The following is a 14,392-nucleotide window of genomic DNA, read 5'->3' on the forward strand; positions in this document are numbered from 1 at the left end:
AGGGTAGGGTTTTACGTGGGTCAGTCTTAGACGGAAATTACTGCGTTAGCTGGGTCAGTTTTCGGCGGCAATCAACAGGGCGCGTCCTCGCCGTGTTGAAGCCGCATATTTTCTTTGACGATCAATCGGGCCACCTCCAATCGGCGAGCACGGTGGTGCCCTCTGTGCACATCCCGTTCGGAGTCACCAATCAGGAAAAGGCACCGAGCCCGTTGTCGGGTGCGGATTGAAGCTGCGGTGATCCCGCTCGCAGCGCGGGCGGCGGGGCCGTGTGGAGATCGACACGTGTGGGCTGCACCTGTCCTGCGTTTGTTGTCACGAAACTGCGGCAGTCCAGTGCTTGTTGTCCGGCTGTCCTCAGTTTTTCGTCAAGCCGTCAGCGACTTTTTCGTCGCGCCACTGGGGCTGAGCGTGCTTCCGGCGTCAGGACGCGTCCGCGCGTGTCTCGCATTTTTTGTCTGAATTTTCGCGCCAGTCTTGTGTTTTTGGTCCACTTGGAAGCACTTTATCGCTCAAAGTGTTAGCGGAATATTGTCCGCGCAGGGTCGAGGACTGCCCAGGTTCTCAGATTCGCCGCGGCAAGCGTTCCGTCCGCACACAAGTCATTTTACATAATGCACATTGTGTTTTCTTCAGATGGACCATCCCAACTGTATTCAGCCCATCCGACCGCTCACCACTTCCCATCCTTCGGCACCGCCTTCACCCCATTCGCCTTCGCATCCCCAGCCGCCTTGATCAGCTCCGCAGACTCAGCCCGATTAGCCTTCACTGCAAAGTCGACCGCAGTCATGCCAAGCTGGTTCTTCATCGCCGTGTCCGCGCCTTCGGCCAGCAGCAGCTTCACGGCGTCGTTCGATCCGTACATTGCGGCCATCATCAGCGGCGTGGTGCCGTTGGGCGACTGGGCGTCGATGAAGGCGTGGTTCTCGAGCAGCAGCTTCATGATCGACAGTTGCCCGCTGCTCGCCGCGTAATGCAGCGGTGCCCAGCCGGTCTTGTTGACGGCAGCGTCGCGCTTGAGCAGTTGCACCACCAGGTCCTGCTGGCCCTTGATCGATGCCAGCATGAGCGGCGTTTCGTCCTTGGCGTTGGCCAGGTCGACGTTGAGCTGCGGCGACTCCATCAGCACCTGGATGACCTTCGGCGACGGCTCGCGCAGCGCGAGCATCAAGCCGGTCTGGCCGTGTTCGTCACGCGTGTTCGGGTCGAAACCGCGGTTCAGCAGGGTGCGCACACCGCTGGCGTTGTCGCCGCGCACGGCGCGGAAAAAGTCTTCGAACGAACCGGCATGCGCTGCAAAAGATGCAGCCATGACAACAAGATATACCGACTTCTTAAAGAAGTTTTTCATGATTTGACTTCCCTGAACAATGTTTCGAAGTTGTCGCTTGTCGCCTTGGCGATGTCCTCTACGGGCATTTGTCGCAGTTCGGCGATCTGTTGCGCCACGAAGGGCACATACGACGGATTGTTGGTCTTGCCGCGGTACGGCACGGGCGCGAGGTACGGGCTGTCCGTCTCGATCAGCATGCGGTCCAGCGGCACGAAGGCCGCCACGTCGCGCAGGTCCTGGGCTTTCTTGAAGGTCAGGATGCCCGAAAAGGAGATGTAGAAACCCAGGTCGAGCGCGGCGCGCGCCACCTCGGCGGTTTCGGTGAAGCAATGGAACACGCCGCCGGCCGCCCTGCCCGCGCCGTCCTCGCCTTCCTCCTTGAGGATGGCCAGCGTGTCGGCCGAGGCGTCACGCGTGTGGATGATGAGCGGCTTGCGGGTCTGCTGCGCGGCGCGGATGTGCACGCGGAAGCGGTCGCGCTGCCACTCCATATCGGCGATGCTGCGGCCGCCCTTGCGTTCTTCCATCTGGTAGTAGTCGAGGCCGGTTTCGCCGATGGCTACGACACGCGGGCGCGCCGACAGGCGCACCAGGTCTTCCACGGTGGGCTCGGCGATGTCCTCGTTGTCGGGGTGCACGCCCACGCTGGCCCAGAAGTTGTCGTAGCTGGCGGCCAGGGCCTGCACGTCATCGAATTCCTCGAGCTTGGTGCAGATGCACAGCGCCCGGTCGACCTTGGCGGCGGCCATGGCGGCGCGGATCTGGGGCATCTGGTCCGCGAATTCGGGAAAGGTCAGGTGGCAGTGGGAGTCGGTGAACATCGGAAAGGATGAAGTGCGGCGCGCCTGTGGGAGATCGCGCCGTGTCCGGAGTTCCGCGTCACGGGGACGGCGGCGGAGAAAGAACTCAGATGGTCTGGGTCGGGCGGTCGGAGGCCATGGAGCCACCGAGCGCGGCTTCGATGCGCGCCTTCAGCTGGCGCGACTTCTCGTCCGAGGGAAAGCGCACACCGACGCCCGGCGCCCGGTTGCCGGCGGCGCGGGCCGGCGTGATCCAGGCGACCTTGCCAGCCACCGGATAGCGCTGCGGGTCTTCGGGCAGCGTGAGCAGCACGTAGACGTCGTCGCCCAGCCGGTATTCGCGCGTGGTTGGAATGAAGATGCCGCCCTCGGCAAACAGCGGGATGTAGGCCGCGTAGAGCGCGCCCTTTTCCTTGATGGCGAGCTGGATGACGCTCGGCCGGGCGGGCGTGGCAGACAAAGCGGCAGCGGCGGGAGCGACAGGTTGGTTCATGGGCGGCGAGCGGCAGAGTTTAGGGTGCTTCGCGCCTCGCTCACAAGCGCTTCGAGCATGAGGCCGGCGTTGAACGGGTGCTCGGCGGTCCGCGCGGCGGCGGCGAGCGACTTCGACCAGCGCGCCAGCGCCAGCTTGTGCGGGGCCGGTGGCAGGTCGGCCGCATCAAAGAATCGGGGTTCGGCGCCGTGGCCCACGGCCATCAGGTCGTGGCAGAGCTTTTGCAGCGAGACAACGGCCTGGGCCGGCGCCTGGTCGGCCAGCGCGCCCACGTCGCCGCGCAACACGGCCTTGGGCAGCAGCGACCACGCCTTGGGCGACTGGCCCGAGCGCGCCAGCCGCAGCGCATCGCTGGGCCGTCCGCCCGCGGCACGCAGCAGTTGCGCGGCATCGGCGGCGGGCACGTCCTGCGCCGCCAGCCAGGCCTCGGCCTCGGCGGTTTCGGGCCAGGGCAGCGTGAAGCCCAGGCAGCGGCTGCGGATGGTCGGCAGCAGCTGCCACGCGGCTTCGCTGGCGAGCACGAAGCGCACGTCGCCGACGGGTTCCTCGAGCGTCTTGAGCAGCGCGTTGGCGGTGATGGTGTTCATGCGCTCGGCCGGATACACGAGCACGACCTTGCCGCGACCGCGCGCGCTGGTGCGCTGCGCAAAGCCGACCGCATCGCGCATGGCTTCGACGCGGATCTCGCGGCTGGCCTTGCGCTTCTTGTCGTCGATGTCGGACTGCGCCTTTTCGTCAAGCGGCCAGCCCAGTTCCTGCATCGCGACCTCGGGCATCAGCACGCACAGATCGGCGTGGGTGCGGACCTCGATGGCGTGGCAGCTCGCGCAGTGGCCGCAGGCGGCACCGCCCTCCTCCACCGGCTGTTCGCACAACCAGGCGGCGGCGAGCGCCAGGGCGAGTTCGTACTGGCCGATGCCCGACGGGCCTTGCAGCAGCCAGGCATGGCCGCGCTGGCGCAGCAGCTCGGCCAAGGGCTGGCGCAGCCACGGGGTCAGCGTGTTCACCGGCTCGCTCATTGGGCCGCTCCCTGCACCGGCGACAGCACGCCACGCGCCACCAGCGCCGTGTCGATCTGTTGCCAGACCTGGTCGCGGGCCTGGCTCGCATCGATGCGTACGAAGCGCGACGCATCGGCGGCGGCGCGGTCTGCATAGCCCTGCGCCACGCGGCGGAAGAACTCGACGGGCTGGGCCTCGAACTTGTCGGGCACGCGCGCACCGGCCAGGCGCTGGGCGGCGATCTCGGGGGCGAGGTCGAACCACACGGTCACTTGGGGCTGCAGCAGTTGCGAAGCCGGCACACCGGCCCGGCCCGCCTGCACCCACTGTTCGAGGGTCGCCAGCACGGCGGTGTCGAAGCCGCGTCCCGCGCCCTGGTAGGCAAAGGTGGCGTCGGTGAAACGGTCGCACAGCACGACCTCGCCGCGCGCCAGCGCCGGTTCGATGACCTGCGCGATGTGGTCGCAGCGCGCCGCGAACACCAGCAGCGATTCGGTCAGCGGGTTCATCGGCTGCTCGAGCACCAGCCCGCGCAGCGTCTCGGCCAGCGGCGTACCGCCGGGTTCGCGCGTGCGCACCACGGTGCGGCCCTGCGCCTTGAAGCGGGCTTCCAGCGCGTCGAGGTGGCTGGACTTGCCCGCGCCGTCGATGCCTTCCAGCGTCAGAAACAGACCGCCATTGCTGATCGAACTCATTGGGTCGCCTTGGGTTGGGAGCTGCTGCCACCGCCTCGCTGGTAGCGGTTGACCGCGCGGTTGTGGTCGTCGAGCGAGCTGCTGAACTGGCTCGTGCCATCGCCGCGCGAGACGAAGTACAGCGACTTGCTCTGCGCCGGCTGCACGGCCGCCAGCAGCGCGGCCTTGCCGGGCATGGCGATCGGCGTGGGCGGCAGGCCGCCGCGGGTGTAGGTGTTCCAGGGCGTGTCGGTCTGCAGGTCGCGCTTGCGCAGGTTGCCGTCGAAGGCGGTGCCCATGCCGTAGATCACGGTCGGGTCGGTCTGCAGCGGCATGCCGATGCGCAGCCGGTTGGTGAAGACGGCGGCAATCTCCGCGCGGTCGTTGGCCTTGCCTGTCTCCTTTTCGACAATGCTGGCCAGAATAAGCGCCTCGTCGGCCGATTTGAGCGGCAGATCGGCCGCGCGCGCTGCCCAGGCGGCCTCGAGCTTCTTGTCCATGGCCCGCATGGCGCGCTGCAGCAGCGCGATGTCGGTCGAGCCCTTCGAGTAGGTGTACGTGTCCGGGAAGAAGCGGCCTTCGGGGTGCAGGCCCGGCTTGCCCAGCGCGGCCATCAACGCGTCTTCGCTCATGCCCACGCTTTCGGGCTTGAGCTGCTCGGACTTGGCGAGCGCGGCGCGCACCTGGCGGATGTTCCAGCCTTCGACCAGCACCACGCTGCGCGTGGCTTCCTCGCCGCGCACCAGGACGTTGAGCAGCAGTTTGGGCGTGACACCGCGTTCCAGTTCGTAACTGCCGGCGCGCATCTGGCGGTCTTGCCCCGAGACGCGGAACCACAGGTACAGCAGCTGAGGCTGCACGTCGACACCGGTGTCGGCCACGGCCTGCGCGATGCCGCGCGGCGTGGTGCCGGGCTCCACCGACAGGTCGACGCTGGGCGTCGGCAACTTGAGCGGCTGGTGCACCCACCAGAGACCGGCGCCGCCGAGCGCCAGGACGGCCAGGGCCACGAGCAGGAAGAGCGTGAGGAAGAAGCTGCGCACGAATCCGAGGAAAAGACGGAGGAAGAAAAAGGGCTGGCAAGCAGATGGACACCGACCCGCGGGAACGGCCGGCCCCGTCGCTGCGACGGGGAATCCCTGCCGCCCCGAAGGAACAGGCACGGCCATGATAATTCAGCGATGACCACAGTCGTTCTCAACGGGGTGAGCACCCTTCCCCACCTCGGCGTGATCCGCGCCGAAGGCCCCGATGCCGCCAGCTTCCTGCACGGCCAGCTCACGCAGGATTTCTCGCTGCTCGGCGCCACCGAAGCCCGCCTGGCGGCGCTTTGCACGGCCAAGGGCCGCGTGATCGCCAGCTTCATCGGCATCCGCCCGCAGCCCGAACTCATCCTGCTGGTGTGCAGCCGCGACATCCTGGCGGCCACGCTCAAGCGCCTGTCGATGTACGTGCTGCGCGCCAAGGTCAAGCTGACCGACGCCACCGAGCAGTTCGCGCTGCACGGCGTGGCCGGCACCGCCCTGACCGCCAACGGCCTGGACGCGGCCTTGCCGCCCGGTCGCCGCACGGCCATCGGTGAAGACATCAGCGTGGTGTCGCTGTACCCGGCCGACGGCGTGCCGCGCGCGCTGTGGATCGCGCCGGCCGACCAGAAGGCGCCCGTGGGCCCCACGCTCGACGCCGCCCTGTGGCCCTGGAGCGAGGTGCGCAGCGGCATCGTCACGCTCACCACGCCGGTGATCGAGGCCTTCGTGCCGCAGATGATCAATTACGAGTCGGTGGGCGGCGTGAACTTCAAGAAGGGCTGCTACCCCGGCCAGGAAATCGTGGCGCGCAGCCAGTTCCGCGGCACGCTCAAGCGCCGCACCTACCTCGCGCAGACCGACGCGCCGCTGGCCGCGGGCCAGGAGGTGTTCGCAGCCAACGACGCCGAACAGCCCGTGGGCACGGTGGCGCAGGCCGCGCCCGCGCCCGACGGCGGCTGGTCGGCGCTCATCTCCATCCAGATCGCCGCGCTCGAGGCCGGCGGCCTGCACGCGGGGGCGCCCGGCGGGCCGGCGCTGTCGGTCGAGCCGCTGCCCTATCCGCTGCTCGAAGACATCTGATTTCCCCTGCGTCCCTGCCTTCTTTCCGGGGGCGCTTGGCGCTGTCTCACCGACAGCGCCATTTTTTTTGCGCGACGCTTAACCCCGTTCGCGAGGCCCCGCCGTAGAAGCCTGCATCGATCCACTCCTGGCAAGGAAGCCACCATGATGCAGCGCAGACTTCTCCTCACCACCGTCCTGGCCCTGACCGCGCTGTCGGCGGGGGCGGAAAGCCCGATGCGGCCGTACCCCTCCGGTGCCAGCCGCATCGGCGGCCTGATGAACATCAGCATCGTCGACCGCACGAGCGGCGCCGAACTGCCGATCTACCGCCACCGCGGCGAGTACTGGGTGGCCGGCCGCCCCGGCGCGCGCTATGCGATCCGGGCGCGCAACGCGATGGGCGAACGCATCATGGCCGTGATGTCGGTGGACGGCGTCAACGTCGTCACCGGCGAAACCGCCGGCGTCGGCCAGAACGGCTACGTGTTCGGCCCGCGCGAGCGCAGCGACATCGCGGGCTGGCGCAAGAGCGATTCGCAGATCGCGGCCTTCGAATTCGCCGCCGCCGGCAACTCCTACGCGAGCCGCACCGGCCGCCCCGACGACGTGGGCGTGATCGGCGTCGCGATGTTCCGCGAACGCCGGCCGGAACCGCCGCCGCCGGTCGTGACGCCGTATCCGTCGCGTGACGAGTACAGCGGCGGCAACAGCAGCCGCGAACGGCGCAGCGAGGCGCCGCCGGCACCGTCGTCGATGGGCGATGCGCGCGCCAAGGCGGCCCCACCCGCAGGCAGCGCCGGCAATGCCGACATGGCCGCCGAGTCGTCGGCCGGCGCCATGGCCCGCCAGTCCGCGCCCAGCCCGAGCCTGGGCACGGCCCACGGACGGCGCGAGACCTCCTACGTCGGCAAGACGACCTTCGAGCGCGCCAGCTCGCAGCCCGACGAGGTGATCCGCATCCGCTACGACAGCCGCGAGAACCTGGTCGCCGCGGGCGTCATTCCGGTGCCGCAGCGCTGGCCGCGTCCGTCGGGCCCCTCGCCGTTCCCGGGCTCGGACCCCGGCTACGTGCCGGACCCGCCGGCCCGCTACTGATCGGGAGTGCTCAGCGCAGCGCGCGCCGCATCTCGATGTGCGCAATGCCGGCTTCCTCGAAAGGCTGGCCGTGCACCGCGTAGCCCAGCCGCGCATAGAAGCGCTCGGCGCTGCGCTGCGCGTTGAGCGCCACCTCGCGGTCGCCGCGCGCGCGGGCCGCCTCTTCGAGCGCCTGCACCACGGCCGCGCCGTGGCCGCCGCTGCGCAAGGTGCGGTGCACCGCCATGCGGCCGATGTGCGAGACGCCGTCCTCGGCGGGCAGCAGCCGGCCGGTGCCGATGACCTGGCCGAGCCGGTTGCGCGCCACCGCGTGCAGCACGACGGCGTCGTGCGCGTCCCACTCCAGCTCCTTGGGAATGTTCTGTTCCTCGATGAACACGGCGCGGCGCAGCGCGCTCGCGCCTTCGCCGAGCGTGGCCCAGTCGCCGGTCTCGACGGTGCGCATCGGCTCGCCGGCCTCGAAGGCCGTCAGCGTCTCGCGCAGGGCCGCGGGCACCGGCTTCGAGGTCTGCGTGGCCGGGTCGGCGAACACGTAGACGAGCTCGCAGCCCACCAGGAACTCGTCCTGGCGGAACAGGCCGCCCTGGAAAATGATCGACGAGTTGCCGATGCGCGCGCACTTCATGCCCACGTCGATCACGTCGTCCATGCGGGCCGAGGCGCGGAAGTCGATGGTCGCCTTGCGCACGTACAGGTCGCCGCCCAGCGAATGCATCGCCTCTTCGTACGGCAGCGCCATCGCGCGCCAGTAGTCGGCAATGGCGGTGTCGAAGTACATCAGGTAGTGCGCGTTGAAGACGATCTTCTGCATGTCCACCTCGGCCCAGCGCACGCGCAGGCGGTGGAAGTAATGGAAGTCCTCGCGGCGGACCGGGGTGTTGTTGTTCTCGCTCATGGGTTCAATGCCTCTTTCAGTGCGCGGGCCGCGTCGTTCTGCGCCTGCAGCGCTTCGGGAATCGCGCGGCCCATCTTGATGAATTCGTGGATCACGCCACGGTAGATTTCCAGGTCGACCGCCACGCCCGCGGCGCGCAGCTTGTCGGCGTAGGCGATGCCTTCGTCCACCACCGGGTCGGCCTCGGCCAGCCCGATCCAGGCCGGCGCCACGTCGTCGACGTCGTCGGCCAGCAGGGGCGCGAAACGCCAGTCGTCGCGGTCGGCGGGCGTGTTCACGTACTGGGCGAAGAAGAAGTCGATCATGGCCTTGGTCAGCAGCGGGCCGTCCACATGGCGTCGGTGCGACTCGGTGTCCTGGTGCGCGGCCATGCCGGGGTAGATGAGCAGCTGCAGCGCCAGCGGCAGGCCGGCATCGCGCGCCAGGATGGCGCACACGGCCGCCAGCGTGCCGCCTGCGCTGTCGCCGCCCACCGCCAGGCGCGTGCCGTCGAGGCCGAGGCTCGCGCCCTGCGTGGCGATGAACTGGAACGCGTCCCAGGCATCGTTCGATGCGGTCGGAAACTTGTGCGCGGGCGCGAGCCGGTAGTCGACCGACACCACCGCGCAGCCGCTCTTGAGGCTGAGCACGCGGCACAGCGTGTCGTGCGTGCGGATGTTGCCGACCGTGAAGCCGCCGCCGTGGAAGTACACCAGCACCGGCAGCGCCTCGGTCGACGGCGCATACAGCCGCGCGGGCATGGCGTGGCCGTCGCGCGCGGCGATGTGGAAGTCTTCGATGCGCGCCAGTTCGGGCTTGGGCACCTCGAGCACGCCCGCGCCTTTTTCGTACGAGGCCTTGGCTTCGTCGGGCGTGAGCTGGTCGAGCGGCGGATGGCCCGCGCGCGCCATGCGCTCGACCACGCCGGCCATCTTCGGGGTGAGTGCGGGTTGCGCGAGGCGGTTCGCTGTCGTGGTCGTGCTCACTTGAAGGACACCACCACCGGTTGCATGCGCGACAGCCCTTCGTAGCTCACCACCACCGTCTGCCCGGCCTTGGGCGGCAGCAGCGGCGAGAACGAGCCCAGGCTGATCAGATCGCCCGGCTTCAGCGTGATGCCTTCCTTGGCCAGCGCGCCGGCCAGCCACACCACCGCGTTGAGCGGGTGCTCGAGGATGTCCGATCCCTTGCCGGTCGCCAGCTCCTTGCCCTGCCCGTCCTTCATGACCACGCGCATGTCGCGCAGGCTTTCGAGCATCCAGGACTGGCCGTCGGCCGTGGTCGGCACGTCGACCGGCAGCCCGCGCACGCCGAGCCGCGCACCGACGTTGATCGCGGCCACGCCCGGGCCGTTGAGCTTCGACGGCGTCTGCACCGCGAGGTCGGGCAGCTCGATGAAGGGAATGAGCTGGTCGATGTTGGCCAGCACCTCGGCCGGCGTCTTCGCCTTGTGGATGTCGGCGCTCTTCACGCGCACCAGCATGTCGGCTTCGAACAGCGGCCGCGCGCCGAAGGCCGCATCGACCACCGCGCCGGTGTCGAGCAGCATGCGCTGGTAGAGCACGCCCCACACGGGCTGGTCGTAGTTGAAGCGCTTTTGCACCGCGGGGTTGGTCAGGCCCGCCTTGTAGCCGACCACGTCACCGAGGTTGCGCGCATGCAGCACGTTGAGCTTGGCGCGCGTGCAGGCCGCGTCGGCCTCGCTGAGGTTCTCGATGTCGGCGGCGGGCGTGCGCGCCGCCTGCGCGGCGGCGAAGTCGGCCACCTGGGTGTCGCTGAGGCAGGCGGCCTGGACCGAGGCGGCCAGCAGCGCTGAGCCCAGTGCGACAGACGCAAGGGTTTTGTTGGTGGGCAAGAATGTCCCCTCTTGTTAGATTCGAACGGTCAGCAATCGTACTGCCCTCGGGCGTTCCCCCTCATGGCCCTCATCCAATACCTCACCCAGATCCAGTTCGAATTCGGCGCCATCAAGCTCCTGTCGAGCGAGTGCGCGCGCATCGGCATCAACCGCCCCCTGATCGTCACCGACGCCGGCGTGCGCGCGGCCGGCGTGCTGCAGAAGGCGCTCGACGCCATCGCCGATCTCGAGGTCTCGGTGTTCGATCAGACGCCCTCCAACCCGACCGAAGCCGCGGTGCGCGCCGCCGTCGAGCTGTACCGCAGCGGCCGCTGTGACGGCCTCATCGCCGTGGGCGGCGGCTCGGCCATCGACTGCGCCAAGGGCGTGGCCATCGCGGCCACGCACGACGGCCCGCTCAAGACCTACGCCACCATCGAAGGCGGCTCGCCCAAGATCACCGAGCGCGCGGTGCCGCTCATTGCCGTGCCCACCACCAGCGGCACCGGCAGCGAGGTGGCGCGCGGCGCCATCGTCATCGTCGACGACCACCGCAAGCTGGGCTTTCACAGCTGGTTCCTCATGCCCAAGGCCGCCATCTGCGACCCCGAACTCACGCTCGGCCTGCCGCCCCGGCTCACGGCCGCCACCGGCATGGACGCCATTGCGCACTGCATGGAAACCTTCATGTCGGCCGCCTTCAACCCGCCGGCCGACGGCATCGGCCTCGACGGCCTGGAGCGTGCCTGGGGCCACATCGAACGCGCCACCAAGGACGGCAGCGACCGCGAGGCGCGCCTGAACCTCATGAGCGCGTCGATGCAGGGCGCCATGGCCTTCCAGAAGGGCCTGGGCTGCGTGCACTCGCTGAGCCACAGCCTGGGCGGCGTCGATCCGCGCCTGCACCACGGCACGCTCAACGCCCTCTTCCTGCCGGCGGTGATCCACTTCAATTCGGGCGCCGAGTCGGTGCAGAAGGAACAGCGCCTGCAGCGCATGGCGCAGGCCATGCACCTGGACTCGGCCGGCGACCTCGGCCACGCGATCCGCGACATGAACGCGCGCCTGGGCCTGCCCAAGGGCCTGGCCGAAGTGGGCGTGACGCCCGCGATGTTCGAACAGATCATCGACGGCGCCATGGCCGACCACTGCCACAAGACCAACCCGCGGCTGGCCACGCGCGACGACTACAAGGCGATGCTCGAAGCGTCGATGTAAAACCTTTGCGTCACTCCTGCTGCGCAGGCGTGCATTCGCTTTCACAAAAGGCCGTTTCGACGGCCTTTTGCATGTGGCGCGTCATGGATGTGACACGCGGCGTTTTCATACTGGCTTGGCCCCATCTGCAGAGGCTTCGCATCCGTGAAAGCCCGAGGGGTCAGGGAAGTGTCGAATGCCGCGTACCGTCCAAGTCCATACCGTCCTGAGCGCCGAGCAGCTCAAGTTCCGCGCGATGCGGGGACACGAAGGACTCTCGCAACTCTTCGAGTTCGAGGTCGACATGGTCAGCACCAGCTTCAACCTCGACCTGAAGCGCCTGCTCGGCACCTCGCTCACGCTGGCCATTGCCGACGACGGCACAACGCGCTACCTCAACGGCACCGTGGTGCGCTTCGAGCTCGTCGGGCGCGCCAACGAGACCGGCCGCCACTACATCTACCGCGCGCTCGTGCAGCCGTGGCTGTGGTACCTCACGCGCACCACCGACTGCCGCATCTTCCAGAACCAGAGCGTGCCCGAGGTGCTCGATGCGGTGCTGGGCAAGTACGGCTTCCAGTTCGAGAAGCGCCTCACGGGCAGCTACCGTCCGTGGGAGTACTGCGTGCAGTACCAGGAGAGCGACTTCGCCTTCGTGAGCCGCCTCATGGAGCACGAAGGCATCGCCTACCACTTCGAGCACGGCAACGGCTCGCACCTGCTGGTGCTGGCGGACGACACGGGCGGCTACCACCCGCTGCCGGGCCACGCGCGCATTCCCTACCGCCCGCGCGACCGCGTGGTGAATGCGCTGGAGCCCTGCATCGACCGCTGGCGCGTGGCCGAGCAGATCACCTCGGGCCGCGTGATGCTCGACGACTTCGACTTCAGGAAGTCGCGCGCCTCGCTGCAAAGCGTGCAGCAGGACCCCAAGGGCCACGACCACGCGACCTACGAAGTCTATGAATGGCTCGGTGGCTACAGCGAGCACCAGCAAGGCGACGCCTACGCGAAGATCCGCCTGCAGGAGCTGCAGTGCGCGCACGAGCTGGCCTCGGGCCACACCAACGTGGTGGGCATGGCGCCGGGCCACCTGTTCGAGATGACGCACTGCCCGCGCGAGGCCGACAACCGCGAGTACCTCGTCACCGGAACGCGCTACGACCTGCGCGAGCCCGAATACTCGACCGGCGGCAGCAGCGAATCGGCGTGCGAGTTCGACTTCACCGTGCTGCCCTCGGCCGTGCCCTACCGACCCGCGCGCACCACGCCGCGCCCGCGCACCAATGGCCCGCAGACCGCCACCGTGGTCGGCCCCGAAGAGATCTGGACCGACCGCTTCGGCCGCGTGAAGCTGCAGTTCCGCTGGGACCGCTACGGCCAGTCGGACGAGAACAGCTCGTGCTGGGTGCGCGTGTCGAGCAACTGGGCCGGCGCCAACTACGGCACCATGCACATGCCGCGCGTGGGCCAGGAAGTGATCGTCGATTTCATCGGCGGCCAGCCCGACCGCCCCATCATCACCGGCCGCGTCTACAACAGCGACCAGATGCCGCCGTGGGAGCTGCCCGCCAACGCCACGGCCAGCGGCATCCTCACGCGCTCCAGCACCGGCGGCGCGGCCAACCAGGCCAACATGCTGCGCTTCGAGGACCGCGCGGGCGCCGAGCAGATCCTGCTGCACGCCGAGCGCAACCTCGACGTCGAAGTGGAAGCCGACGAGACCCACACCACCGACGGCACCCGCACCACCCTCATCAAGGGCCACGAGTCGGCCACCTACCAGGACGGCGAGACGCGCGACATCACCGCCGGCGCGACAGAAACCATCACCGGCGGCGACACGCGCGACGTGACGGGCGGCTTCAGCGAAACCGTGAGCGGCGGCGTGACGCAGCGCATCACGGGCGGCAAGACGCGCACGCTCAGCGGCGGACTGAACGACACCATCTCCGGCGGCGTGACGCTCGCCATCAGCGGCGGCTTCAACGGCACCATCGACGGGCAGGAAATCCGCTTCGTGAGCGCGGGCCGCAACGACACCATCAACACGTCGAACACCGTGCATGTGAACGGCCCGTCGAACACCACGGTGACCGGACCCACGGTCCACACCTCGCCGGACGTGACCTTCAACACCACGAACCACATCCACAACACGACGCAGCACGTGATCAACACGAACGTCTACAACACGACGTCCAACACCTACAAGAACATCACGAACGACTACACGAACAACTCGAAGACCTACGTCAACAACTACGCCAAGAGCAACGACTGGCGCTGGTATCGCGCGGGCGGCGTGGGGGCGCGTTTCTCGGCGGTCGGGCTGGCGCTCGACCTGTGGGGGCTGCGCCAGCAGAACTACATCCTCAACTCGCAGTTCTCGGGCATCCGGCTCGACGTGGCGGTGTTCCGCTCGCAGAACTCGGCGACCGAGATCGAGGGGAAGATGCTCAAAGTCGCGAACATCGGCATGAAGATCGCCAGCGGCGGCCTGGCCTTCGCCGCCAAGGCGATGACCGTCAAGGTCTGAGCCGATCGCCCCATCGATGGCCATCTGGGAACAGGTCCTCTGGAGCGTCTTCGCCGTGATGATGGGCGGGGCGCTGCTGGCCGGCGTCGCGGTGGTCGTCACCGCCACGCGCGAGCAGCGCAGGTACACGCAGGAGCGGCGCATCGGCGAACGCTTGGGCCTTGCCGGCGTGGCCACGCATGGCGTGGTGGCGCAGGTGCGACGCTCCGAACACCAGCTCACCAGCCCGGGCAGCCACGGCCAGTGCATGGTCGCGCTCGAATTCACGCTGCAGATGCCGCCGTCGTCCCCGGTGCCGAGCGTGGTGCTGCGCACGCTGGTCGACGAACTGCTGCTGCCCCGCCTCGCGGTGCCGGGCGCGACGCTGCATCTGGTCCAGGACCCGGCGCACCCCGATGTGGTGGCGGTCGACCGGCGGCGCACGCCGCTCGAAGTGGCACCCGCACGGAGCTGACC

Annotated in this window: 15 protein-coding genes; 6 read left to right on the forward strand and 9 right to left on the reverse strand. The window is 68.5% G+C overall.

The window, feature by feature from the left end:
* Positions 1–230, forward strand: a 230-nt coding sequence (locus AC3WQR_RS16455) for a 5'-nucleotidase (protein ID WP_492742801.1), incomplete at its 5' end; no start/stop codon positions are given.
* Positions 231–673: 443 nt separating this feature from the next.
* Here the strand turns inward: AC3WQR_RS16455 and AC3WQR_RS16460 are convergent.
* The 6 genes from AC3WQR_RS16460 to mltG all read right to left on the reverse strand — a co-directional run bounded on the left by AC3WQR_RS16460 (position 674) and on the right by mltG (position 5,347).
* Positions 674–1,354 carry an ankyrin repeat domain-containing protein gene (locus AC3WQR_RS16460; RefSeq protein WP_492742803.1) on the reverse strand — a complete coding sequence of 227 codons (681 nt, stop codon included), beginning with the start codon at positions 1,352–1,354 and terminating at the stop codon, positions 674–676.
* Positions 1,351–2,157, reverse strand: coding sequence for a TatD family hydrolase (locus AC3WQR_RS16465; protein WP_139705956.1), 807 nt, complete (start codon positions 2,155–2,157; stop codon positions 1,351–1,353). Before AC3WQR_RS16465 ends, AC3WQR_RS16460 begins: the two co-directional genes overlap by 4 nt.
* Before the next feature lie 85 nt (positions 2,158–2,242).
* Positions 2,243–2,629 carry a PilZ domain-containing protein gene (locus AC3WQR_RS16470; protein WP_307638204.1) on the reverse strand — a complete coding sequence of 129 codons (387 nt, stop codon included), beginning with the start codon at positions 2,627–2,629 and terminating at the stop codon, positions 2,243–2,245.
* Entirely contained in the window at positions 2,626–3,648 is a 1,023-nt protein-coding gene (locus tag AC3WQR_RS16475) for a DNA polymerase III delta subunit-related protein (RefSeq protein WP_492742805.1), read from the reverse strand. The genes AC3WQR_RS16470 and AC3WQR_RS16475 overlap by 4 nt, the downstream gene beginning before the upstream one ends.
* Positions 3,645–4,316 carry a dTMP kinase gene (gene tmk / locus AC3WQR_RS16480; protein WP_492742894.1) on the reverse strand — a complete coding sequence of 224 codons (672 nt, stop codon included), beginning with the start codon at positions 4,314–4,316 and terminating at the stop codon, positions 3,645–3,647. Before tmk ends, AC3WQR_RS16475 begins: the two co-directional genes overlap by 4 nt.
* A 5-nt stretch (positions 4,317–4,321) precedes the next feature.
* Positions 4,322–5,347 (reverse strand): endolytic transglycosylase MltG, encoded by a 1,026-nt coding sequence (gene mltG, locus AC3WQR_RS16485; RefSeq protein ID WP_492726687.1) that lies wholly within the window; start codon positions 5,345–5,347, stop codon positions 4,322–4,324.
* A 138-nt stretch (positions 5,348–5,485) separates the two neighbouring features.
* Here mltG and ygfZ point away from each other — a divergent pair, with 138 nt between their 5' ends.
* Both ygfZ and AC3WQR_RS16495 read left to right on the forward strand, forming a co-directional pair.
* Positions 5,486–6,412, forward strand: coding sequence for a CAF17-like 4Fe-4S cluster assembly/insertion protein YgfZ (gene ygfZ, locus AC3WQR_RS16490; RefSeq protein ID WP_070060618.1), 927 nt, complete (start codon positions 5,486–5,488; stop codon positions 6,410–6,412).
* A 147-nt stretch (positions 6,413–6,559) separates the two neighbouring features.
* Complete coding sequence (locus AC3WQR_RS16495) at positions 6,560–7,489, forward strand: hypothetical protein (RefSeq protein WP_139705823.1); 930 nt, start codon at positions 6,560–6,562, stop codon at positions 7,487–7,489.
* Between the two features lie 10 nt (positions 7,490–7,499).
* Here the strand turns inward: AC3WQR_RS16495 and AC3WQR_RS16500 are convergent, their stop codons facing one another.
* From AC3WQR_RS16500 to AC3WQR_RS16510, 3 genes are read right to left on the reverse strand one after another with little or no spacing between them, the layout of a single operon-like run.
* Positions 7,500–8,384, reverse strand: coding sequence for a YbgC/FadM family acyl-CoA thioesterase (locus tag AC3WQR_RS16500; RefSeq protein ID WP_095947637.1), 885 nt, complete (start codon positions 8,382–8,384; stop codon positions 7,500–7,502).
* Positions 8,381–9,295: an alpha/beta hydrolase gene (locus tag AC3WQR_RS16505; RefSeq protein WP_492742895.1), complete on the reverse strand. Its 915-nt coding sequence runs from the start codon at positions 9,293–9,295 to the stop codon at positions 8,381–8,383. The genes AC3WQR_RS16500 and AC3WQR_RS16505 overlap by 4 nt, the downstream gene beginning before the upstream one ends.
* 50 nt (positions 9,296–9,345) lie before the next feature.
* Positions 9,346–10,218 (reverse strand): 2-keto-4-pentenoate hydratase, encoded by an 873-nt coding sequence (locus AC3WQR_RS16510; RefSeq protein WP_492742806.1) that lies wholly within the window; start codon positions 10,216–10,218, stop codon positions 9,346–9,348.
* A 63-nt stretch (positions 10,219–10,281) separates the two neighbouring features.
* Here AC3WQR_RS16510 and gbd point away from each other — a divergent pair, with 63 nt between their 5' ends.
* From gbd to AC3WQR_RS16525, 3 genes are all read left to right on the forward strand, one after another.
* Positions 10,282–11,418, forward strand: a complete 1,137-nt coding sequence (gbd, locus tag AC3WQR_RS16515; RefSeq protein WP_095947634.1) for a 4-hydroxybutyrate dehydrogenase — start codon at positions 10,282–10,284, stop codon at positions 11,416–11,418.
* A gap of 175 nt (positions 11,419–11,593) precedes the next feature.
* Entirely contained in the window at positions 11,594–13,936 is a 2,343-nt protein-coding gene (locus AC3WQR_RS16520; protein WP_492742808.1) for a type VI secretion system Vgr family protein, read from the forward strand.
* Positions 13,937–13,952: 16 nt separating this feature from the next.
* Positions 13,953–14,390, forward strand: coding sequence for a hypothetical protein (locus AC3WQR_RS16525; protein WP_492742810.1), 438 nt, complete (start codon positions 13,953–13,955; stop codon positions 14,388–14,390).
* Positions 14,391–14,392: the final 2 nt, after the last annotated feature.

It is taken from the genome of Variovorax sp. FW305-3-2-15-B-LB1, assembly GCF_058787635.1.

What these genes read in the sequence shown, in the direction of transcription:
- AC3WQR_RS16500 (WP_095947637.1), bottom strand. Translation starts at nt 8,384, where the DNA reads ATGAGCGAGAACAACAACACCCCGGTCCGCCGCGAGGACTTCCATTAC.
- AC3WQR_RS16525 (WP_492742810.1), top strand. Translation starts at nt 13,953, where the DNA reads ATGGCCATCTGGGAACAGGTCCTCTGGAGCGTCTTCGCCGTGATGATG.
- AC3WQR_RS16465 (WP_139705956.1), bottom strand. Translation starts at nt 2,157, where the DNA reads ATGTTCACCGACTCCCACTGCCACCTGACCTTTCCCGAATTCGCGGAC.
- ygfZ (WP_070060618.1), top strand. Translation starts at nt 5,486, where the DNA reads ATGACCACAGTCGTTCTCAACGGGGTGAGCACCCTTCCCCACCTCGGC.
- AC3WQR_RS16505 (WP_492742895.1), bottom strand. Translation starts at nt 9,295, where the DNA reads ATGGCCGGCGTGGTCGAGCGCATGGCGCGCGCGGGCCATCCGCCGCTC.
- AC3WQR_RS16520 (WP_492742808.1), top strand. Translation starts at nt 11,594, where the DNA reads ATGCCGCGTACCGTCCAAGTCCATACCGTCCTGAGCGCCGAGCAGCTC.
- AC3WQR_RS16470 (WP_307638204.1), bottom strand. Translation starts at nt 2,629, where the DNA reads ATGAACCAACCTGTCGCTCCCGCCGCTGCCGCTTTGTCTGCCACGCCC.
- AC3WQR_RS16495 (WP_139705823.1), top strand. Translation starts at nt 6,560, where the DNA reads ATGCAGCGCAGACTTCTCCTCACCACCGTCCTGGCCCTGACCGCGCTG.
- AC3WQR_RS16475 (WP_492742805.1), bottom strand. Translation starts at nt 3,648, where the DNA reads ATGAGCGAGCCGGTGAACACGCTGACCCCGTGGCTGCGCCAGCCCTTG.
- AC3WQR_RS16460 (WP_492742803.1), bottom strand. Translation starts at nt 1,354, where the DNA reads ATGAAAAACTTCTTTAAGAAGTCGGTATATCTTGTTGTCATGGCTGCA.
- gbd (WP_095947634.1), top strand. Translation starts at nt 10,282, where the DNA reads ATGGCCCTCATCCAATACCTCACCCAGATCCAGTTCGAATTCGGCGCC.